This window comes from Gibbsiella greigii (assembly GCF_039540155.1).
GTDB lineage: Bacteria > Pseudomonadota > Gammaproteobacteria > Enterobacterales > Enterobacteriaceae > Gibbsiella > Gibbsiella quercinecans.
Genome location: NZ_BAABEM010000004.1, coordinates 102,724 through 123,434, shown reverse-complemented (window position 1 = coordinate 123,434; position 20,711 = coordinate 102,724). Strand labels below are relative to the sequence as shown.

The window sequence follows — 20,711 nt, the reverse complement described above, 5'->3', positions numbered from 1 at the left end:
TAGTTTTAATTGAAACGGTTCATTTTGTATATTTACGCCTGCCTCCCCGTCAGCTAGGAATTTTTCCGGCCAAAAGCGCACTCCACAGATAAAAATGGTGAATATAAGCGGGAAATGCGTCAGATAACCCTTCAATACCTCTCATCTATTAACTGCTTTATAACATTCACGGCGCAGCCGCTAACACGGATGCGCTCACTCACAGCGCCAATCCGTTTATGCCCCCCATTCACACTGCGCCGGTCAGCGGCCATTGCCTATTCCAGTTAAAATATAAACAAATAATTAATAGTTATTTGTGTTGTTTAACTAACGCGCATTAATTTTAACAATTCGACGACGATCCTGGCTGCACCACACCAATAACAAAAACCGGCTACGCAGGCGGGCGGCGGAAAACCTCTAAGACCGACGAAAAATACTGACTTTGCTTTAATCAACCTCGGGGAAAAATATGCGATTCATGCACCGGCTATACCCTATCTCACTGGCTGCGCTGCTTTTTGTGCTGGCGCCGCTGCAGACGCTGGCGGAAAATCTGAAAGAAATCCGGCTGGACTTTGCCTATTATTCGCCGGAAAGCCTGGTGGTGAAGAAGAACCACTGGCTTGAAGATACCTTCAACCCCAAGGGCACCCAGGTGCGCTGGGTACTTTCCCGCGGCTCCAACAATTCCCTAGAGTTCCTCAACAGCGGCTCGACCGACTTTGCGCTAACTTCCAGCATCTCCGCGTTTGTCAGCCGCGCCAATGGGCAACCGGTGAAAGCGATTTACAGTTACCTCTGGTACGTGCCCAGCATTTTGCTGGTGCAGAAGGATTCACCGCTGAAAACGGTTACGGATCTGAAAGGAAAGAAAATTGCCGCCACCAAAGGCACCGACCCTTACTTTTTCCTGCTGCGCGCGCTGGACGCCAACCACCTGAAGCCCAGTGACGTGAGCATTGTTCACCTGCAACACCCTGATGGGCGCACGGCGTTGGAACAAGGGCGCGTTGACGCCTGGGCCGGGCTGGATCCCCACCTGGCGGCGGCCCAGCTTGCCGGGGCGAAAACGCTGTATGAAAACCCGGCCTTTGGCGTTGCCGCTTTCCTGAATACCCAGGAAGCCTTCCTGAAAGCACACCCCGATGCGGTTTCGGCCGTTATTCAGGCCTATGACAAGGCGCGCCGCTGGATCATCGCCAACCCGGATGCAGCTGTAAAACTGATTGCCGCTGAAACCCAACTACCGGAAGACGTGATTGCGCTGCAACTGGGCCGATATGACTTTACCCAGCCCTTGCCGGGGCAAAAGCACCTGGATGCCATCAAGGCAGTGATCCCGCTGCTGCAGGCCGATCGGGTGATACGCACCGGCGCAGACACCGATACGGCGCTAAATACCCTGATCGACAGCGCCCTGGCCAAGCCGATCGTTGAGGAAAAATAGCATGACCTGCGATATCACCCCCAATGAAAGAACAGTGACTGGCGCCGCCGTAAAACTGGGCGCCCCCCTGCAGCGGCCCAGAGGCTATTATCGCCATCTGCGCGGGTTCTTACTGCCGATTGCTTTGCTGTTGGCGGTGGAAGGCATTGTGCGCATTGGCTGGGTGCCGGCCTATGTGATGCCGCCGCCAAGCGAAATCTGGTTGAGCTTTGCCGAACTGGCCCAAGGCCCGCTTTGGCAGCATATTCTGGCCAGTTCCCTGCGTGTGCTCATCGGCTTTACGCTGGGCGCCAGCCTGGCGCTGTTACTCGGTGCGCTGGTCGGGTTAAGCAAAGTGCTGGAAGCCTATCTGGACCCAATGTTCCAGGCGCTGCGGGCGGTGCCGAGCCTGGCGTGGGTGCCGCTGTTGCTGATCTGGCTCGGGATAGACGAAGGCGCCAAGATCACCCTGATCGCCATCGGTTCGTTCTTTCCGGTCTATCTGAACCTGGTCGCCGGCGTGCGCAATGTGGATCGCAAGCTGGTTGAAGTGGGCACCCTGTACGGTTTTTCCAAAATCAGGCTAGTGCGCCGGATCATTATCCCTGCCGCCCAGCCGTACCTCTTCACCGGCCTGCGGGCGGGGCTGTCTATGGCCTGGCTGTGCGTGGTGGCGGCGGAACTGTTGGCGGCCACCCAGGGCATCGGCTACCTGCTCACCGACGGGCGGGAAACCTCCCGGCCTGATCTGGTGCTGGTCGCTATTATTACCCTGGCCCTGATGGGCAAGATAACCGACAGCCTGCTCAAATCATTAGAAACCAAGGCCCTGTCCTGGCGCGACGGCTACGCCGGTGAGGAGTGATCATGAGTACCTTGTTGCGCCTTGAAAACATCAAAAAAACCTACAACCAGCGCACCGTATTGAGCAACGTCAGCATTGAACTGCGGGCAGGGGAAGTGATCAGCCTGATCGGCCCCAGCGGCTGCGGCAAAAGCACCCTGCTACGGATTGCCGCCGGGTTGGATCGCGCCTTTCACGACAGCCTGAACATTGCCCATAGCACGGCAGGAAACGCCAAAAACACCATCGGCGTGGTGTTCCAGGAGCCGCGCCTGATGCCGTGGCTGACGGTGGCGCAAAACGTCGGGTTTGAAGACGGCAACAACGCCGATAGCCACTGGGTAAACCAGCTGATTGCCGACGTCGGCCTGGCCGGGCATGAGCATGCCCTGCCCAAACAGCTTTCCGGCGGCCAGGCCCAGCGGGTGGCGATTGCCCGCGGCCTTTACAGCAAGCCGCAGGTACTGCTGATGGATGAGCCTTTTAGCGCCGTCGATGCCTTCACCCGCATGCATCTGCAAGAACTGGTGGAAAAACTGGCCCGCCAGTACCACATTGCTCTGTTGCTGGTCACGCACGATCTGGATGAAGCCTTTTACCTGAGCGATCGCGTGCTGATCCTGGGCGGTACCCCCGGCCATATCATCCAGGAGGTCAACGTGGCCGTCGCCAGGCCGCGCGATCGGCGCGACGATCAATTAGCCCATCTGAAAGCCGGAGCGCTCACGGAGCTGATTAAAATCCACGCCTGACACCTCTGGAGCGACGGCGGGTATATTCACAGAGTGACTATCTAAAGCTTTTAAAAGTATTTGATTCGGGCAACGCGGGAGCACACTATCATAGTTATAACCTAATGAATTCATCCAAACTTATATACCCGTTGTACTTAAAGTTGTTTCACCTACCACACACCTGCAACCTGAAGTATGAAAGGGCTATATTGCAATGCTGTTTTAAGAGGTAAGCCACGATGCCGAAGAAATTGGGTGAATTGTTTTATATCCCGCCGAAGAATACCAACTGGCATTTGGACAGCATCGTCAACGAATTAAAAAATGTTCGTCAGCAGTGGCGTGATAAATACCAGCAGGGTAATTATCAAAATAAACGTTTGCTCCCGTCGAAAGAGAACGTCGGTGATATCGCCGATACGCTATCCAAAGTCTTGTATCCCATGCGCTTAGGCGCCACCGATATCAAAAAAGAGAACGAAGATTATTATGTGGGATACCTGCTGGGCAACGCGCTGGAGCGCCTGGCGGAAGAAGCCACACTGGAATTGCGCTATAGCACCGGCGAACAACCCCATCCTGGCGATGAAACGCCCGAAGCGCAAGAGGCCATCAACCGCATCAAGCAGTTCGCCGCACGGCTGCCAACGATACGCAAACTGTTGGACAGCGATATTCTGGCCGCCTATCAAGGTGACCCTTCCGCCCGCAGCATGGACGAAGTGCTGCTGTGCTACCCCGGCATTCACGCCGTTATCCATTACCGCCTGGCCCACGAATTATACCGGCTGGAACTGCCGCTGCTGGCGCGGTTGATGACGGAAAAGGCGCATAGCCAGACCGGTATCGACATTCACCCCGGCGCGCAGATTGACGAAGGCTTCTTCATCGATCACGGCACCGGTGTGGTGATTGGCGAAACGGCGATCATTGGCAAGCACGTGCGCATTTACCAGGCCGTCACGCTGGGCGCCAAGCGCTTTATCACCGATGCCGACGGCAATCTGCAAAAACGCTATCCGCGCCACCCGATTGTTGAAGACGATGTTGTGATCTATGCCGGGGCAACGCTGCTGGGGCGCATTACCATCGGCGCCCGTTCAAGCATCGGCGGTAACGTCTGGCTAACCCGAGACACGCCGCCGGACAGTAATATTCGGCAGGCTAGTTTATTACAAAGCCAATTTAAAGATGGCGATGGCATTTAACCTAACGGCTTATTCTCTTTCTGGTTATTATTAGGCAGCACGCTCGCTCGCCCAGCTCAGTGAGCATACGCTCAGTAAGCCATCGTATGATTTTTCATCATGTTTGATACCCATCAAAACCAAAGCAGAAACCGGTTTCAAACCCCGTTTTTTTTGCCATAATCAACAATATTTATTCATGCTGCGATTGAACAAATTGTTATGCGCCTTTGCGGGGACGGGAACCTCAACCACGCCCTTGATGCCCAGACGAAGGTACACAAAAGCGCAGATATGAAGGCTAACCATTCATCCATAGTGACGTGGCGAAACAAAGGAGAGTGCGAATGAGCACAGGAGTTACCCCCGCCGGATCAAACACGCTGACGATCATCATGGTGCTCTCTGTTCTTTCGATCTTTCCGCCGCTGGCTACCGACATGTATCTGTCGGCCTTCGGCGACATCCAGGCTTATCTCAATGCCCCGGATGGCGCGCTAGAGCTGTCGCTGTCGGTATTCTTCCTTGGCCTATGCGCCGGCCAACTGGTGTTCGGCCCCTTAATCGACCGCTTCGGCCGCAAGGGGCCGCTGCTGGTCGGAGCCGCGCTGTTCTGCGTTGCAACTGTGCTATTGCTTATGACCCGCTCAACCTCGATATTCGTCGGCCTGCGGTTCATCCAGGCGCTTGGCGCCTGTGGCGGCATGGTGGTGGGGCGCGCGGTGGTCTCAGATCTCTATGAGGGTACCGCAGCGGCACGGACCATGACGCTACTGGTCATGTTGATGACGCTCGGGCCCGTCGTATCGCCACTGCTGGGCGGTGTTATCGTAACGCAGTTCGGCTGGAAAATGGTCTTTATCACTATGTTGGCGATCGGTGCTCTCGCACTGGCGCTGGCATCCTTGCTGCTGCCAGAAACCTTACCTGCCTCAAAACGGCTCAAGACGCCGCTGACAGGCGTATTCAGCGATTACTGGCAGTTGTTGGCTTCCCGCCCGTTCGTCATCCCGGCCTTGGTCAGTTCATTGGTCCAGGCGGCCATGTTCTCCTTTATCACGGCCTCATCCAGCGTTTTCCAGGGCGTGCTCGGCCTCGGTAAGATTGAATATGGTCTGGCCTTCGGTTTTGTCGCGCTCGGGTTGGTCGTCGCCTCGTTCGTCAACAATCGGTTGTTGGTAAAGTTGCAGGTACAAACGGTTATCAGCATCGTGCTGCCGCTGTTTGTGGCTATTAGCTTCGTACTGCTGCTGGTTTCGCAAACACATCGGCTTTGGGTGCTGATCGCCCCACTCTGGTTCTCAATCGCCATGGTAGGTTTGCTAAGCGCGAACGCCACCTCCATTGCCATGGAGGCGGCACGGGGGCAATCAGGTGTGGGCTCGGCCTTGGTCGGCGCCATGCAATTCGGCGTCGCCTTCATCTGTTCAGCCGTGGTGGCTTCAGCGATCAGCTCAAGCGCTTTGCCTTTGGCGCTCGGGATACTGATCCCAGCCCTTGCTGCGCTGATACTCTGGTCATTTGGCCGAACATCTTCCGGCAGCGGAATATGAAGAACGGCTAATTAGCAGAGCGGCCAGCATCGATATCTACTCATATTCCATATAAATCACCATAGTGCCAACCACCGAGCCAGCCGAGAGATTACTGCTGTCGTAAATCTTGTAGCGTGCGCCGATATCTATGCCGGTGAGTGACGAGACCAAACTACTGCTTTTGGTCATTGAGGCCAACGAGGTGGCGCTGGAATCAAACGTTGAGCTCATTTTGATGGGATCCGCAGCACTGTTAAATAACTGAAAACCAATGCCGGATGAAGTTGAGGAGGGATTTCTGATTATGTAATTGCCGGTATCGACCAGATCGTTACTGTAGGCGCGTAAATTAAACGTCTTCGTGGCGAAGCTATTCACGCTGCCGCTACAGCTCACCGGGATCGTGAACTGGCTGTCCGAATAATCACCGGATTTCAACGCAAAAACAGTAGTGTTGGGCAAGGAAAACGCAAGGTTCTCAATGACGCAGGTCGTAGTGGTCGGCAAGAAATTCACCGTCATCGACGCAAATGCTTTGACATAACTGAATGAGGCTGAGGCTGCCTGAGCAGAAGTAGAGACAACATTGCGCAAAGCGCTTGCGGTTGCATAGGTGGAATTGCCGCTTGAGGTCACCAAGTACAAGACCGGTAGCTCTATGCTGGAACCCGTGGTCGTGGCATCATAGGTAGTACCGTTCACGACCTCGGCGTTAAGCGTCATATCGGCATCAAAAGTACTTGCCGCAATAGCCGTGTTTACAAAGCCCGTAAACGTTTGGCTGCTTTTTGATAGCGATGCGGTAAATTTGATATAGGTATCCAGATCTCCATTAGTGAATTTAACCGTGTAACCGCCATCTATACCATTACGATAATACAACGTTGTCGAACCGGACCAGCACTGTAACGTATAATTTGAAAAATTTGAGCTTTGGGTGTAAGAATAGCTAGTACTTAACGAAAGCATATCGCTAATATCAGTGGAACCGTTACTGGTGACCGCCATTGAACGGTCACCGATCAAAATGCCATATGGATCACACCAGGCAGCATGTACCTGCCCCCCAGAAAAAAGCCCAAAGAATGCCAAGAGCACATTGAGTAAATACTTTTTAAACATGATTATTTGCATATGTTTTTGCCTGTAATAGTCGCGTTCCTTACAACACAAGAATCATCTTCTGCTTTAATTAAAATATAATCAGGCAACGTGTTCGCCTTTATATAAATCAGGCTCCCTTGTGCTACATATCCGAGCTCACGCCCTTTCTTGTCAAAAATAGATGAACCAAAAGACAATGGTTCCCCTCTGCTATCAACGGCACGTAAAGAAAACGTCTGTCGTGTATCAGTAATATATTTAACATAGGAAATACTGCCCTTCCATGGGGCAATTTGTTTGATATTACCTAGCACATCATTGCCGGCTTCGGAACGTAGATAGTAGCTGTTTTTCCGCCAGGCTTTAGCATAAGGAATAAGCGTTTTACCAGAACTGTTGGTGGTAAAACTTTCACTGCCGTTCACTTTCGCACCGGAAACACCTGGCGCATCAATGATAACGAAGTTGCTGCCCGTTCTTGGCGATGTCAACACGCCATACTGTGAAGCCAAAATGCTGCCGGTGGCCCCAACGCCATACTGGCTGTAGTTACTGCCTTTAGTGACATTACCGGTAAGATTGGCGAACGGCGAATCATAGGAAACATAACCGCCTGCCGTGGTTTTTTCTTGCTGGCTATTTTTCACCGACAGATTATAGCGCAGGTTGTCTGCATATTGGTGGTTCCAGCTCAAAGATGATGAACTGTATTCTTTTCCCTCCGTCGTCAGAGAGGAACTAATACTGCTTGCACGCTCAAAAATGGAGATCGGAATACTTAAAGACAGGCTAGCGTACGATTCGTCATAATATTTTACGTCTATATCCTGAGCATCGTCCAGGCCGACAGTATAGCCCTGACTATACAGACGTCTTCCGGCATTCAATGTCCAGGAAATATTATTATAGCTATTACTCCACCCCAATGAATATTGCTTCGATTTATCTTGGGTATTCCAGTAGTCAACGGTATAAATGCTGGCCGACAGCGTGCCGTAACCTTCAGGCAAACGCTGATCCACCGAAATGCTCAGACTGTTTTTTTCCTGCGCCTGATAACCGATCTTGTTGCTGATGTATTGGCTGATGGAGTCGGATTCATTCAGCGTCAGATAATCCGGTTTTTTATGTGTCAGGCTGACAGTAACATTGGTATTGGCACTAAAATAGCGGTTCCAGGCAATTCTACTTTTGCTGCCGCTGGCTTTGTTCTGCGCAGCTTGCAGGGCGGCCTGTTCAACGCTGGCTGAAAGGGTTCCGGCATAGGGCACCAACACCGATGCACCGATCAAACCCGATTTGTATCTGCTGCTCAAAATCGAACCGGCCGCCAGCGTCAGGTAGTTATTCACCCCCAACGAATACTCCGCCTGTGAGAAATAGCTTTTATCCAACAGTGAGTCGGTGCGTAACTGACCGGCGTTAAACAACCAGTCGGAAGAACCGCTACGCAACATGCTCGAAGCCGCTGAATAAGGGATAAAAGACGAACTGGTGGTGCCATTCGCATTCTCAATCACCAGGTTGAGATCGGAGCGTGAGCCGGTTGGCATCAGATCGGCGACGATAAACGGCCCGGCAGGCACACTCTGCTGGTAAATAATTTTGCCGGCCTGCAGTACCTTAATGACTGCGTTGCTGTCAGCAGTACCTTTAATTACCGGCATATAGGTGCGATAACTGTCCGGCAGCATCGTCAGATCTTTTTTCACGCCCAGACCGCGAAAATCGAAGCTATCGAACCAGTCGGCATTGCTGGAATTGTCACCCAATGTTGCGATCGCGTTGATCGCCGGTAGCGATTTCTCCAGATAACGGCTACGGTTCACCCACTTCGCTTCGGCATTTTGGCGACGATAGTAGTAAGAGTTATCACGGAAATGCCAGTCAGCCAGATTCAGGCCGCTATTGAGCGACAGATATAAATAAGATTGGTCGTCACCGCTATTACGGTAGCGACTCTGTGAATAGAGCATATTGTAGTTGGTATACAGGCCACTGATCCCCTTATCCCAGAGTTCGGGGGGCAACCAATTTTTATCATGCGCGATGATATCCGCCTGCGGTACGGTAATCTCGAGGCGCAGACTATCGTGGTGGAACACAACGGCGCGCTGCTCGAGATATTGCACCAGCAAAACCCACTCCGCCGCGTTGCGCTGTTCCGCCAGCAACAGCGTTTTAATATCAAGATTATTCAGATAGCCTGCATTGACATAAACCGCGCCATCAGCATCGATTTTTACATCATATTTCCCTTTCCACTCTTTATTGACAAAAACATCAGCGGAATAAATGCCAGGACTGATGGTGCTCTTTTGTGCCTGTGAGAGCGCTTTGGCGCTGGTGCCAACCATGAAGCTTTGGTCAAATTCAGCAGCGGCTAAAACGGAGCATGAAAATGTAGCGCCAGATAGCAACAGGATGATGGTCAATCGATTGCAAATTTTCATAATCTCAGTTGCTGATATCGATGTCTCTTTGCGTGCCAAAATCATCAATAATTTTAAAAGTGTAGGATTTCCGCTCGCTCAGCAGATAGCGTTTATCATACTCATGACAAGAGAATGGCCTTAATAACAACGTCTTATCAAGGAGATTGCCTCCTTTGCTTTTCTTATCCTCAATGCCTATCACGGTAACGAAATAGGGCGTCTCATTTTTAATGCAAGCGCCCTGAACACGGATATGCTGATTGATGCTGTTTGGGCTTATCGCTAATCCTGCTGGGCGATAGAACACTTTTAAGCGGCTCCGCACCGCAAATTGTAAATAGTTACCGCTTTTGTTCTGCGGAACGGGGGGAACATCAATAATATTCAGCCAAAACACACTTTCACGATCGATTGGCAGACTCGCTGCCAGATCATTTTTAACGATATTCAGTACCTGGCCGTTATCCGCATCAATACGGACCACCGCCGGTACGACCGCCAACGCTAATTTCAAATTCTCAGGTCTGGCCTCCGGATTGCCGTCATCAATCCATGATTGCACCAGATGCGCTTCTGACGATTTATTCATTAACTGCACATTGGTGCTTTTCTTCCCACCATCAAAAATGACCCGGGTGTTATTCACCACTACGCTGGCATGGGCATAAAATGTGCTCGTCAGCAATAAAGAGCACAGCAAAGTTATCTTACTGATCATGTTTTTCCTGGGAGGACATCCTTGTCCTGTTATTTCATCCAAATAGCGTTAACGATTACTCGTATTCAAAGGTATAGGTTGCCGTGGTGATCACAGAACCGGTGGTGACAGAACTTCCGCCATAATTGTAATAGTTGGCGTAGTAGCTCAGAGTGCCGTTCGCCGCGGTGTCATATTTTGACGAATCGGACGACGTAGTCGCCAGACCGGTATTCAGTGCACTGTTCAACGCCACCAGCGAGCTACCGTCGGAGGTAATACCAATGCCTACGCCCGTGGCGGTACCGGATAAATTCTTCAGATAAATGCCGTCATCCGAAACATTTGAACCGGAGAATGTGATCTTCAGCGCTTGGGCTGTGGTACTGGTGCTGTTGAACCCCGTACAACCGTCAACCGTCAGGCTGAATTGTTGTGGGTTCGCCGTCACTATGCCAACTGTAGAACCAACGTCAGTGGCAGTGACCGGGGACATGTCCACGGTGAAATCACTGCCGTTGTTGGTGGTAACATTACAGGTTACATCGGTGACTGCTCCGGAGAAGGTAATAGTGCCGCCACCCACGCCAGAAGTGGTGGTCGCGGAAGCAAGATTACAAAATAAAAAAGCAACTAATCCGATAGTAGTTTTATTAAAAGTACGATTTTCCATTTACATGATTTCCTTGGTCATTCATATTATTTCTAAAAGAGTGAGTAATAACTTATAAAATTCTAAAGTATTCTGACACCTCCACTTCGTCATCACTTTTGCTTTAATGTTGCTGATGTTCTTTCGCCCACAGTGAAAAAGAATTGCCATCTGTTCTACTGAGACGCCCTGAGCCAACAGCAAGCAATAGCGTCTTTCGACTTTGGTCAACCTGGGGATATAAGATGACCGCATTTGAGCTCTACTTATTGGCCGACCACTCAATAGCTGCACAAACTCATCGACGCTTATCCGGTTACATGCCGCGATAACGCTAATGTCGTTCGGAAACAAGCTAATAACATTTAACAAGTGTCTTGGTCCAATAACGATAGTCCTCTGATAATCAGTACGATTAGCTGTCAAGCAGTCAATAACCCCACCATTTCTGACCTCAAACATATTCTTAGGCATGGCGAGGCATGAAATAATACGCTTCACACCTGCGGTCATAAATGCATCACCGCCGAGAATAATAACTCTAATCTCCCCCATTACAACCAACCTATTTATCCCGGCACTGTTTATTCCGGGCTTGCCGAACAATAAAATTTGTGCTCATCACGTACCTACTTTTTACCGGCAATCCAGTTTTGCAAAAATTTTATGTGGCTATTTTTACCCAGATTGAGCATGAATGTTAATGATTTATTAAGTGGACATTTCTTAAAAAAACAAATGAACAGCTTGACATTAAGCCAATAAAAAACAACAACCATCCATTTGATATATATATATTTTCATTACCACACCTCCAGTTAAATGTATAAGTTAAGATTTTTCTTTACAAATAAACTTACCAAGGAACGGATTAATCCTAGATGACACAACCTATTTTATCGCGCCCTCACGCAAGTTCAAAGTTTAACCATAAAGAGCAATGAATTGATAAAAATCAACCTAAAGCCTTATTTTTAATTTGACTCAAGAAAATTACTTGACTGCATTGATTCCCCTTATCTCGAATAATATCCACTTAACCCCGAGCTGCCGGCATCGCTTTACATCCTGTTTATACTCAATGCTGACTAATATCCGTCCAGACGCACTACCTTTTCTTCGGATTAAATTTACGCGCAAACCGTCTGCACCAGCAATTTAAAGATATAAAAACGACATAATTAGATTATTATTCTATTAAATTAAATAAAGTAAGAATTACACACTAAAAAGATGAGTCACTACGATAAACCGAAGGGTACGGCTCCATTATGTGCATCGGAACCACTAAGTAGATAAATATGCTAATAAAATATAATTTTTGGATAAAAATTCCATTTAAAAACCATTTATAGATTTATCCCCATTCATAAGCGGTGACGTATAATCCAACAACCCGCTTATCGGCACGGCAGTCTGATTTGTTTGCACAATATCGTAGTGGCCGTTGAACTAGAAGTTGCGAGCGGAAAGGAAGCCATTTTCCCCTTTTTACCCATGCAGCCTTGGAGGCGCCATCGTCAAAATAAAATATTACCCAATTAATGGCACCAAAGACAGAACAAAAACCTATAAATTATAAATTTATAGGTTTTTGTTCCAGAATATCTTCGCGGATTGATTTAACCGTATTACATGTGCCGATACAGCGATTGAAGGTGGGTGTAATCATGCCGAACGCCGTACGGATATTCGGCATGATGAGCGAAAATTATCGATTCAGTAGCGCTGGCAGGTGAACAAATGAGAGAGGGGACCGCCAATCAGATAGGTTTTTTTATCGAGCTGCACCACATTCAGCTGTAAAGAAGAGGGATCAAGCATCAACTCTGCCAATAGGTGATTAAAAGCCGCATCAGGGGTATTGTCGGTCGATGATTTAATAATATTATCAATATGATAGCGATAAGTATCATAATCAATTTTATCGCCCTGATTGAGGCTAATTCGACGATTAAGGGTGGTAACCTTATCGCCGTAGGCCACCTGCCCATTGAGCAATAAATAGCCTGAGGATTTATCCTGGAAACGCAGATCATGCTTCAGCGCAAACTCAATACTCACCCCCTCTTTACGGCTTAGGTCATAACGCGTAAAGGTGGAGCAACGAAATGGAAAATCGTCGACGTGGCGCATAAACGTCACTGCCCCCAGGGAAATCAGAGCGAGCAGGATCATGGCGGCCAACGCTATCGTGGTGGTTCTTTTCAACTCATTCTCCAGTCGAGATAATAGACGTTATCGCACGAGATAACATTTCCGCTGTTATCCAGCTTGCAGAAAGAGATGAGCGTTCTGCCATAATTTTGCGGAGAGAATGCGGTATTTTTATCGAAATAGAGACGCAGGCTGTTATCACAGGTTTGGTGATTTTCGCGCATCATTTGTTGGATTTGGTTCTTCAGTTCCGGCTCAGCCGGGCTGTCCCCCCCCTCTAAAAACACGACACGACAGCCGCCCGCCAGGGAGATGGAAACCGGTGCAATTTCCTGTTTACCCGCTTTTATTACCAGATAGTACCAGCTTCGGCCTGCAATCAGACAAATCAGCAACCCTGCCAGCAGCAGGCAACCATAAAGGGCGACGTGCGCCTTGGCGCGGCTTTTAACCGGCGAGGAAGTTTCAGTCAGCGAAGATTGCGATACATCTTCTCGGGCAAACGCTTCCCGCGTGATGGGAATATCCGCGTTAAGGCGGATCCCCATTTTAGGCACGGTGATGATCAAATTTTCACAGCCAAATGCTGCCAGTGCGCGCCGCACAATGCTGAGATATTGATTAAGATTGTTATTCGAACCGCGTAGCCCATATTTATCCCACACCTCCGTCAACAGTACGTCCCTTGCCAGAATTTCACCGTTGGAGTTGAGCAATTGCTCGAACAGCCGGCCAGATGAAATACTCAGGCTTAGCGTCTCCTGCGTGGGCAGATGGCTCAATGTGCAATCATCTGAGTTATAAGTTATGGTCCCGTCGATCGTATAAATCATGCAAAAAATCACCCTATGCTCGCGGATCGCATCCATTATAAATCAGATTCTTATAGCGAGCGAATCTAAGTACCCAGATAATACAAATGCGTACGTTCACTTTCTCGGATAATGTAGGCGAAAAAATATAGCCGCAGAGTAAAAACAGACTGATCCACGCGATATCGGGCTATTACTGCTTTTCACCAGCGCAACGGCACATACTAATAGCCGGCATAAAGTATATTCTGCTACCAACGGCATTATGAATAATGAGAGCAGGCTAAAGACAAACCTACTCCACAGATAAAAACATGCCGATACCGCCATTGCATCTTAACAGCACATTCTGATTGCCATAAATGATACAGGGAAAATGGAAGGATAATTATTTACCGTGTTCGTTAATGCTGTTTTTCCGTTTAGGGCTGCAATGAATTAATCTGCCGTAAGTTACGCCGCAAAGGTGGGGGATGAGCGGCGGCATATCTTATAACGTTATGTCATTGTCTTTTACCTGCCATCTCCCTACAAAATGGCGTAAATACCATACCTTGGGGCGACATAGCGATGAATTTGGATCTACGGCAACTGCGTAACTTTCTCGCGCTGGCTGAACACAAAAGTTTTGTGCAGGCGGCCGAAGCGGTTTACCTGTCGCAATCAGCCTTCAGCCGCAGCATTCAGGCGCTGGAACAATCCGTGGGTTGCCAACTGATAGAGCGCCAGAGCAAACAGTTTGCCCTCACCTGGCAGGGAGAAAAGCTGCTGCCGATGGCGCGGCGCATGCAGGAACTGTCCGACGATCTGCTCAAAGAGATGCGCGACATGAGCGATGAACAGAGCGGGAGCCTGTTTTTCGGCTGCGGCCCGGCGCCCTCTTCGCTGCTGATCCCGCAGGCGATCGCCCACTTCAACCGCCTGCGTCCAGGCGTGCGGATCACCTACAGCGTCGATAACTGGCAATCGCTGCACCAGCGGCTGATCGCCGATGAATTTTCCTTTTTTATCGCAGATATCTGGCAGGCTGAAACCAACCCGGAGCTGAGAGTGCAGCCGCTGCGCAGCCAGCGCTGCTTTTTTGTCTGCCACCGTTCGCACCCGCTGGCGGAACAAGGCGGCGTCACGCCGGCACAGTTACTGAGCTACCCTTTTGCCGCGCCCTATCTGCCGACCGGCATCCGCAAGGTGCTGGCGGCGCTGAGCCAGCAGTCGGACTTCACGCCGCACATCCAGTGCGACTATGTCTACTCGCTGTTCGGCGTCCTGCGCCACAGCAACGCCATCAGCTTCGCCAGCGCCGATACCTTTGAGCTGCTGCAGGAAAGCCACGGGCTGGTGCGGATTAACCTGGCGGAAGCGCCGCCGGAATGGGAAAAGATGTGCACCCACTTCGGCATTATTTCCATGATGAACAAGCCCCTGCCGCCGCTGGCACAGCTGATGATCGATACCATCGTCGACACCGATCGCCACGATCCGGTGAACTGGCTGGCGGCTAGCGAATAAAAACCGCACCGCGCTATTTTTGCGTCAACAGCGCCAGGCGGGTGATGCCGGCTTTTTCCATTTCGGCCAGGATCCCGGCCACCGCGCCGTAGTTAGCGTCCTCATCCGCCTGCAGTTGCACGATCAGATCGGCGTTTTCCGCCTTGGCCTGCTGCAAGCGCGGGATCAACATCTCGCGCGGCACCGCCGTTTTATTCACAAACAGCTGCGCCTGCGCGTCGATACTGACCACCAACGGGTCCCGCTGTTCCGGCGGCGCCACGGCCTCGGTTTTCGGCAGTTTAATCGGGATGGCGTTGGTCAGCATCGGGGCGGTGACGATGAATACCACCAGCAGCACCAACATCACATCCACCAGCGGCGTGATGTTCATTTCACTCATCACTTCATCGTTATCCTGCGAGACAAAAGCCATAATCACACCACCGGCTGCATTTTAAGGGGGGCAGTATAAGGCGCGGGCACCTGTTCTGCCCCAGTGGCGGTAAACAGGTGGAATTCCTGTGCCTGGGCCACGCTGAAAATATCGTGGGCGAAATCATCCAGATAGGCCACATGCAGCTTCATGCGGCGAATGAAATAGTTGTAGACCAGTACAGCGGGAACCGCGACGGCGATGCCGACGCCGGTGGCGATCAGGGCGTTGCCGATCGGCCCGGCGACGGTATCCAGGCTGGCGGAGCCGGTCTGGCCGATCTCCTGCAGCGCCGCCATAATCCCCCATACCGTGCCGAACAGGCCGATAAACGGCGAGGTACTGCCGATACTGGCCAACACCGCCAGCCCGGCTTCCAGCGAACGGCGTTCGCGCTGGATCTGCTGGCGCAACGCGCGCTCAATGCGGTCTGGCAAATTGACCGCGCCAGCGGCGCGCCCCGCTACCGCCTGCGCGGCATCCAGGCTAGCCCGCGCTAGGTTGGCAGAGGCGCCCGGCGCGTTCCCCGTTGCCGCCAGGGCGCCACTGATGCTCTCCTGCTGCCAAAATGCCCGCTGGAAACGCCGGTTGCGCTGCTTTTGCCGCGAAAACTGCACCAGCTTGGCCAGGCCGATCAGCCAGGTCAGCACAGAGAAAAACAGCAGTAGCAAAATGACGGCGCCTTCCGCCGATGCCAATTCAATGTGTCCCAAAGTCATAGCCTGTCGCCTCATGAAGTTAAATTGAAATTAATCGGAACCGTAACCCAGCCGGCTTCCGGCTTGCCGCCGCGTTGCGCCGGCTCGAATGTCCAACGCTGTACCGCCGCTTTGGCCGCCTCGTCCAGCACCCCATAGCCGCTGGATTTCTGCAGCCGGACGCTTTGCGGCGTGCCATCGGCGCGCACCTGAACCTGCAACAGCACCGTGCCCTGCCAGCCACGTTTGAGCGCGGCCGCTGGGTAGTCCGGCGCCGGGTTACGTAAATAGGCCGCGTTGGCCGAAGGCGGTACCAGCGGCGCCGGCGCGGGGGCGGGTTTTGCCGCCGGCAGCGTGCTAAGCGGGTGCTCCGCCGGCCGTGGCACGCTCGGCGCCGGTTTGCTTTGCACCGGCGGCTTTTTCCTGACCACGGGTTTTGGCTTTGGCGGCGGTGGCGGCGCAACCTCATCAATCACCGGCGGTGGCGCTTCGGCAGGCGCAGGCGGTTCTGCCGGTTGCTCAACCGGCGGCGCCGGCGGCTGGGCAAACTCGATGGAAACCGCCACCGGCATCGGCACCGGCGGCAAGACCGCCTGCTGGCGTGCCGCCAGCGCTACGATGACCGCCGCATGCAAGGCCACCGTCAACACGCCCAGCAACAGCCACTCGTAGGCCCGGAGCCGATAAGGGCCGGGCAAGCGCCGCAGCGTCTGCGGCGGCCAGGCCGGCGGCGCGTCATGCTCTGCCTGTAGGGCGTAGCGCCGATACGCGAACGCTTCAGCCACGGTGTTGCTCCTCGTTGACGACGCGGAATTGCGCATTGGCCGGCGGCGTCACCGCCTGTTCACTGTGCGGCGTGCCGGCCGGCGCCCAGTCGTAAGGTACCGGCGTCGCGCGGTACAAACCATTACGCCCTTTGCCGTAGAATGGGCTGACGTATTCCCACACCGTCTGGCCTTCCGCCGTCACCTGGAACACGCGCCCACTTTGCCCTTCGGTGATCAGCGTGTTGCCGTTAGGCAGGCGCCGCGCCAGGCTAGTGAACGCGCTGAAGAACGCCGAGCCGGGGCGATATTCCCAGACGATCTGTTTGGTTGATGGGTCTATCTCGACTACCCGCGATATGCCGGTGGCGATGCGGTAAGCCACCGGCGGGTAGCCAGAACCGCCCTGGTTATCGAACACCAGAATATTGCCCGCCCCCGGCAGCCCTTTCGGGATTATTTTGACGTCGTGCTGACCGCTTAACTGATCCACCGGGCGCGGCAGCTTCGCCTCGGCGGCAAACGGGTTGCTGCGCTCAGCCGAGGGGTAGTTCGGCCCCAGGCGCCACACCACCTTGCCGGTTTGTTTATCAATGATGGCGATAAAGTTGGCCTGCCGGGAGTCAATGATGATGTTGTCCGGATGGAAACGCGCATCGCCGGCATCATACCAGCGGTTTTCGCCAAGCGGGCGGGCGTTGTTCAGGTGCAGGTAATCCGCGAGAACGGTGTTATGCACCAGTTCCAGCTGTTCCGGGGTAAAGCCGAACTCGTTCAGGTGATCGGAGGCTAGCCAACGCCAGACCACGTTGCCGTTAGGATCAACTTCATAAATCGCATCGTCGATCAACGCATCCAGCTTGAAACCGGCCACCTTGTGCAGGCGGTTCGCCAACAGCAGCGTGTTGCCATTAGCCAGCCGCGTTATCTCATGGTGCTGGTGAGCGTTACCCACCGCCGGCTCGCCGGCCCAGCGCCACACCACCTTGCCGTTCCAGTCCAGCTCGGCCACGGCATGGTTATTCACGCCATTGCCGAAGGTGCGCCGATCGCTGTCTTTGCGCTCTTCCAGTTGCACAAACACGTGCCCCTTGCGCCCCTGGTTGACGGCGGGATCGATCACTTCCGTCGGGAAGCCGCGGTATGGCCAGCTACGCACCACATTACCGTTCATGTCGATCAGATAGCTTTTGTCGTCCGCGCCGCTGAATACGGTGTAATGGCCCCAGGCTTTGGCCGGATCGTACAGGGTGACGCCGGTGGGGAACACGGTCGGCGCCGCCAATACCTTGGCGCTAACCAGCAGAGCAGCAGCGACGTTAAACACTTTTTTCATCTTGGCTCCCTTAGAAATCGTAACGAACGTTGAGGTTGAGCGTGCGCGGCGCGCCGACCACCAGGGCATTGCTCGCGGCGATCCAGTAATCTTTATCCAACAGGTTGTTCAGCTCGGCACGGTAGGTAATCTGCCCTTTGCCCAGCGGAACGCGGTAGCTGGCGCCAAGGTTGTAAAGCTCATAGGACGGGGTCTGCAGGGTGTTGGCGGTATCAATGTACTGTTTGCCAGTGTGCGTTACGCCGCCGTAAACGCGCAGCCCGGGCAGCGAGAAGAACTCTTTTTCCACGCTGAAACTCCCCTGATAGGTCGGCACCGCCGCCGCTTTTTTACCGACGACCGCCGCCGCGGCCTCGCGATATTCGGCGCGCAGCCAGGTGCTGCCCACATTGAGGGTTAGCCCCGGCAGCGGGCGGTAGCTGCCGTTGAATTCCAGCCCGTCGTAACGCACCGTGCCGTCGCCGACGTAGTAGTTATCCGCTGCGGCGTAGCCGGTGCCCCGTTCGATACGAAACAGCGCGGAAGCCAGCGACCAGTCCTTGCGTTCGCTCTTGATGCCCAGCTCATACTGCTTGCTTTCGATCGGCGCCAACTGCTGGTAGGCATTGGCATAGGTGCTCCCGACGTTGCCGCCGTCTTCCAGCGCTTCAACGTAGCTGGCGTAAATCGTGGTGTCGGGCCGTGGGTTGAACATCAGCGCCACGGTCGGCGTCAGCGGCTTCTCACGGTAAGCGGTGCGCTTCGCCCCGGAAACGTAGTAGTTGTTGTTTTCGTAATCGAACTTCCGCAGCCCCAGCAACAGCGACCAGTTGTCGCCCAGCCCCAGGGTGTCGCTGAAATAGGCCGATTTGGTGGTCCAGTCGGAAATGCGGAAGTAACGGCGTGGCGAATCGCCGTCGTAGGCCAGATCGAGCGAGGAGCCGTACAGGTTGCCGGCCGGGAAAATGCCGGAAGCGGGATAAAGATGGTTTTGCCCGCCGGTGCTGGTGGCCGGATTGAGCGAGGGATCGCCGATGTTGAGATCGCGAGTTTGCTGCTGCCATTCCACCCCGGTGACGATGTTGTGCGTCAGCCAGCCGGTTTCAAAATCCCCCTCCAGGCGGAACTGCACGGAATCGTAGTTCAGCGTCGGGCGATAGAATTGCCGCAGCGCTACGTTGTAATCCCCCTGGGCGTTGCGCAGGTAGAGCGTTTCGTCGCGCGAATCAATACGTTTGAAAGTGTGCGAGTAACTGGCGTCCAGCGTCCAGCTATCGTTGATTGACCACTCCAGCCCGGTGGCGCCCACCCACACCGTTGAGTTGTAATAAGAGGAATCATAGGCGGTCAGGTCTTTACGCCCGTTGATCGCTGCCGGCAAGGCGTTGCCGGAATAGGCATAGTTCCCGGCACGGCTAATGCTAAGCGTGGTAATGCCGCCTTCCAGATCGCGCTCTTGATACAAGCCGTTGGCACGCCACACCAGCGAAGGCGTGATCCGCATATCCATATAGAGGGACACCGCCTGGCGATCGACTTTCGTGCCGTTATACGCCTCGCCCTTTTCGTTAACCGCGTTAAAGCGGTAGCCGAAGCGATCGTCTTCGCCAAAGCGGCCGCCGGCATCCAGGTGCTGGCTGAAAATGCTGTCCTGCGAATAGCCTGCCGCGATCGACAACGTTGGGGTATTGGTCGGTTTTTTCGAGATGTAGTTGACGATGCCGCCGGGCGATCCGATGCCGTAAAGGAAGCCGGTCGCGCCCTTGAGCAACTGCACCTGCTCAAACATTTCCAGCGGCAGCTCCACCCCGTACATCTGGAACGGGTGGCCGTCGATCTTGTAGCCATTGACGAAGTCCAACGGCAGACCGCGCACCGCCAGGGCATAGGCATCCAGCCCGTAAGTGCTGCCCTTGGCCTCGACGCCGGCTTCGCCGGCAAACAGTTTGCCGATGGTTTTCGCCTGCCGTTCCTCGATCTTTTCGCTATTGATGCTGTGGGTGGCAAACGGCGTTTTCAGATCGCTGCGCGTGCCCAAGGTGCCGCTGCTGACGACGGTGCCGCGCTGTGCGCTGACCGTTACCGTGCTCAGCACTCGCGCCTCACCGGCCGCCGGCGACTGGCCCTGGCGATTTTCGGCTTCGGCCTGGGGTTCGTTTTCCTCGGTTCCCTGCTGTTGAATATAGGTCGCAGTATCATTGGTTTCGGCCAGCACAACACCGGGTCCACCGGCTAGCGCTGCGGCAATAGCGAAAGAAATCGGTTTTAACCTTATGGTGGAATAAAGAGACGGCATAATATTTATTCTCCGGTGTATACCCTTCATACTTCAAGTTGCAGGAAGGCGGCAACTCGAAGTATTTTGGGTATAGATATAATTTGCTCCTGCATACATCAATTTTATTTATCTGCAACTTGAAGTATGAAGGGTATATTTGATTT

The 20,711-nt window shown here is 53.1% G+C and carries 17 protein-coding genes; 6 read left to right on the top strand and 11 right to left on the bottom strand.

Annotated elements, in window-relative coordinates:
- Positions 1–454 precede the first annotated feature (454 nt).
- The 5 genes from AC559G_RS01470 to AC559G_RS01450 all read left to right on the top strand — a co-directional run bounded on the left by AC559G_RS01470 (position 455) and on the right by AC559G_RS01450 (position 5,729).
- Positions 455–1,432 (top strand): type 2 periplasmic-binding domain-containing protein, encoded by a 978-nt coding sequence (locus AC559G_RS01470; protein WP_498910735.1) that lies wholly within the window; start codon positions 455–457, stop codon positions 1,430–1,432.
- A 1-nt stretch (position 1,433) separates the two neighbouring features.
- Positions 1,434–2,276: an ABC transporter permease gene (locus AC559G_RS01465; RefSeq protein ID WP_498910733.1), complete on the top strand. Its 843-nt coding sequence runs from the start codon at positions 1,434–1,436 to the stop codon at positions 2,274–2,276.
- A gap of 2 nt (positions 2,277–2,278) precedes the next feature.
- Positions 2,279–3,007 (top strand): ABC transporter ATP-binding protein, encoded by a 729-nt coding sequence (locus tag AC559G_RS01460; protein ID WP_498910731.1) that lies wholly within the window; start codon positions 2,279–2,281, stop codon positions 3,005–3,007.
- A 221-nt stretch (positions 3,008–3,228) separates the two neighbouring features.
- Positions 3,229–4,197, top strand: a complete 969-nt coding sequence (gene epsC / locus AC559G_RS01455; RefSeq protein WP_498910729.1) for a serine O-acetyltransferase — start codon at positions 3,229–3,231, stop codon at positions 4,195–4,197.
- A 326-nt stretch (positions 4,198–4,523) separates the two neighbouring features.
- Positions 4,524–5,729 (top strand): multidrug effflux MFS transporter, encoded by a 1,206-nt coding sequence (locus AC559G_RS01450; protein WP_498910727.1) that lies wholly within the window; start codon positions 4,524–4,526, stop codon positions 5,727–5,729.
- Between the two features lie 36 nt (positions 5,730–5,765).
- Here the strand turns inward: AC559G_RS01450 and AC559G_RS01445 are convergent, their stop codons facing one another.
- The 6 genes from AC559G_RS01445 to AC559G_RS01420 form a co-directional block, all read right to left on the bottom strand.
- Positions 5,766–6,833 (bottom strand): fimbrial protein, encoded by a 1,068-nt coding sequence (locus AC559G_RS01445; protein WP_498910725.1) that lies wholly within the window; start codon positions 6,831–6,833, stop codon positions 5,766–5,768.
- 2 nt (positions 6,834–6,835) lie between these two features.
- A complete protein-coding gene (locus AC559G_RS01440; RefSeq protein WP_498910723.1) occupies positions 6,836–9,268 on the bottom strand; it encodes a fimbria/pilus outer membrane usher protein in 2,433 nt (810 codons plus the stop codon).
- A 4-nt stretch (positions 9,269–9,272) separates the two neighbouring features.
- Complete coding sequence (locus AC559G_RS01435; protein WP_498910721.1) at positions 9,273–9,968, bottom strand: fimbrial biogenesis chaperone; 696 nt, start codon at positions 9,966–9,968, stop codon at positions 9,273–9,275.
- Between the two features lie 55 nt (positions 9,969–10,023).
- Positions 10,024–10,620 (bottom strand): fimbrial protein, encoded by a 597-nt coding sequence (locus AC559G_RS01430; protein WP_498910719.1) that lies wholly within the window; start codon positions 10,618–10,620, stop codon positions 10,024–10,026.
- A gap of 1,698 nt (positions 10,621–12,318) precedes the next feature.
- Complete coding sequence (locus AC559G_RS01425) at positions 12,319–12,810, bottom strand: FidL-like protein (protein ID WP_095845750.1); 492 nt, start codon at positions 12,808–12,810, stop codon at positions 12,319–12,321.
- On the bottom strand, positions 12,807–13,625 hold the full coding sequence (locus AC559G_RS01420) for a winged helix-turn-helix domain-containing protein (protein ID WP_498910717.1): 819 nt from the start codon (positions 13,623–13,625) through the stop codon (positions 12,807–12,809). The genes AC559G_RS01425 and AC559G_RS01420 overlap by 4 nt, the downstream gene beginning before the upstream one ends.
- Before the next feature lie 513 nt (positions 13,626–14,138).
- On the opposite strand from AC559G_RS01420, the gene AC559G_RS01415 reads away from it, so the two are divergent.
- Complete coding sequence (locus tag AC559G_RS01415) at positions 14,139–15,077, top strand: LysR family transcriptional regulator (RefSeq protein ID WP_498910715.1); 939 nt, start codon at positions 14,139–14,141, stop codon at positions 15,075–15,077.
- Between the two features lie 13 nt (positions 15,078–15,090).
- Here the strand turns inward: AC559G_RS01415 and AC559G_RS01410 are convergent, their stop codons facing one another.
- The 5 genes from AC559G_RS01410 to AC559G_RS01390 are packed head-to-tail and all read right to left on the bottom strand — an operon-like array spanning position 15,091 to position 20,484.
- Positions 15,091–15,492 carry an ExbD/TolR family protein gene (locus tag AC559G_RS01410; protein ID WP_498910713.1) on the bottom strand — a complete coding sequence of 134 codons (402 nt, stop codon included), beginning with the start codon at positions 15,490–15,492 and terminating at the stop codon, positions 15,091–15,093.
- 2 nt (positions 15,493–15,494) lie between these two features.
- The gene (locus tag AC559G_RS01405) at positions 15,495–16,211 is read right to left on the bottom strand and encodes a MotA/TolQ/ExbB proton channel family protein (protein ID WP_498910711.1); all 717 of its coding nucleotides are present in this window, start codon (positions 16,209–16,211) and stop codon (positions 15,495–15,497) included.
- Positions 16,212–16,222: 11 nt separating this feature from the next.
- Positions 16,223–16,975, bottom strand: a complete 753-nt coding sequence (locus AC559G_RS01400; protein ID WP_498910709.1) for an energy transducer TonB — start codon at positions 16,973–16,975, stop codon at positions 16,223–16,225.
- Positions 16,968–18,290, bottom strand: a complete 1,323-nt coding sequence (locus AC559G_RS01395; protein WP_498910707.1) for an aryl-sulfate sulfotransferase — start codon at positions 18,288–18,290, stop codon at positions 16,968–16,970. The genes AC559G_RS01400 and AC559G_RS01395 overlap by 8 nt, the downstream gene beginning before the upstream one ends.
- Positions 18,291–18,300: 10 nt before the next feature.
- A complete protein-coding gene (locus AC559G_RS01390) occupies positions 18,301–20,484 on the bottom strand; it encodes a TonB-dependent siderophore receptor (RefSeq protein ID WP_498910705.1) in 2,184 nt (727 codons plus the stop codon).
- Between the last annotated feature and the right edge of the window lie 227 nt (positions 20,485–20,711).

Bases quoted from the DNA above. Each gene is read 5' to 3' on its own strand.
- AC559G_RS01460 (WP_498910731.1), top strand. From the start codon at position 2,279: ATGAGTACCTTGTTGCGCCTTGAAAACATCAAAAAAACCTACAACCAG.
- AC559G_RS01450 (WP_498910727.1), top strand. From the start codon at position 4,524: ATGAGCACAGGAGTTACCCCCGCCGGATCAAACACGCTGACGATCATC.
- epsC (WP_498910729.1), top strand. From the start codon at position 3,229: ATGCCGAAGAAATTGGGTGAATTGTTTTATATCCCGCCGAAGAATACC.
- AC559G_RS01410 (WP_498910713.1), bottom strand. From the start codon at position 15,492: ATGGCTTTTGTCTCGCAGGATAACGATGAAGTGATGAGTGAAATGAAC.
- AC559G_RS01470 (WP_498910735.1), top strand. From the start codon at position 455: ATGCGATTCATGCACCGGCTATACCCTATCTCACTGGCTGCGCTGCTT.
- AC559G_RS01445 (WP_498910725.1), bottom strand. From the start codon at position 6,833: ATGTTTAAAAAGTATTTACTCAATGTGCTCTTGGCATTCTTTGGGCTT.
- AC559G_RS01415 (WP_498910715.1), top strand. From the start codon at position 14,139: ATGAATTTGGATCTACGGCAACTGCGTAACTTTCTCGCGCTGGCTGAA.
- AC559G_RS01405 (WP_498910711.1), bottom strand. From the start codon at position 16,211: ATGACTTTGGGACACATTGAATTGGCATCGGCGGAAGGCGCCGTCATT.
- AC559G_RS01420 (WP_498910717.1), bottom strand. From the start codon at position 13,625: ATGGATGCGATCCGCGAGCATAGGGTGATTTTTTGCATGATTTATACG.
- AC559G_RS01430 (WP_498910719.1), bottom strand. From the start codon at position 10,620: ATGGAAAATCGTACTTTTAATAAAACTACTATCGGATTAGTTGCTTTT.
- AC559G_RS01465 (WP_498910733.1), top strand. From the start codon at position 1,434: ATGACCTGCGATATCACCCCCAATGAAAGAACAGTGACTGGCGCCGCC.
- AC559G_RS01435 (WP_498910721.1), bottom strand. From the start codon at position 9,968: ATGATCAGTAAGATAACTTTGCTGTGCTCTTTATTGCTGACGAGCACA.
- AC559G_RS01395 (WP_498910707.1), bottom strand. From the start codon at position 18,290: ATGAAAAAAGTGTTTAACGTCGCTGCTGCTCTGCTGGTTAGCGCCAAG.
- AC559G_RS01440 (WP_498910723.1), bottom strand. From the start codon at position 9,268: ATGAAAATTTGCAATCGATTGACCATCATCCTGTTGCTATCTGGCGCT.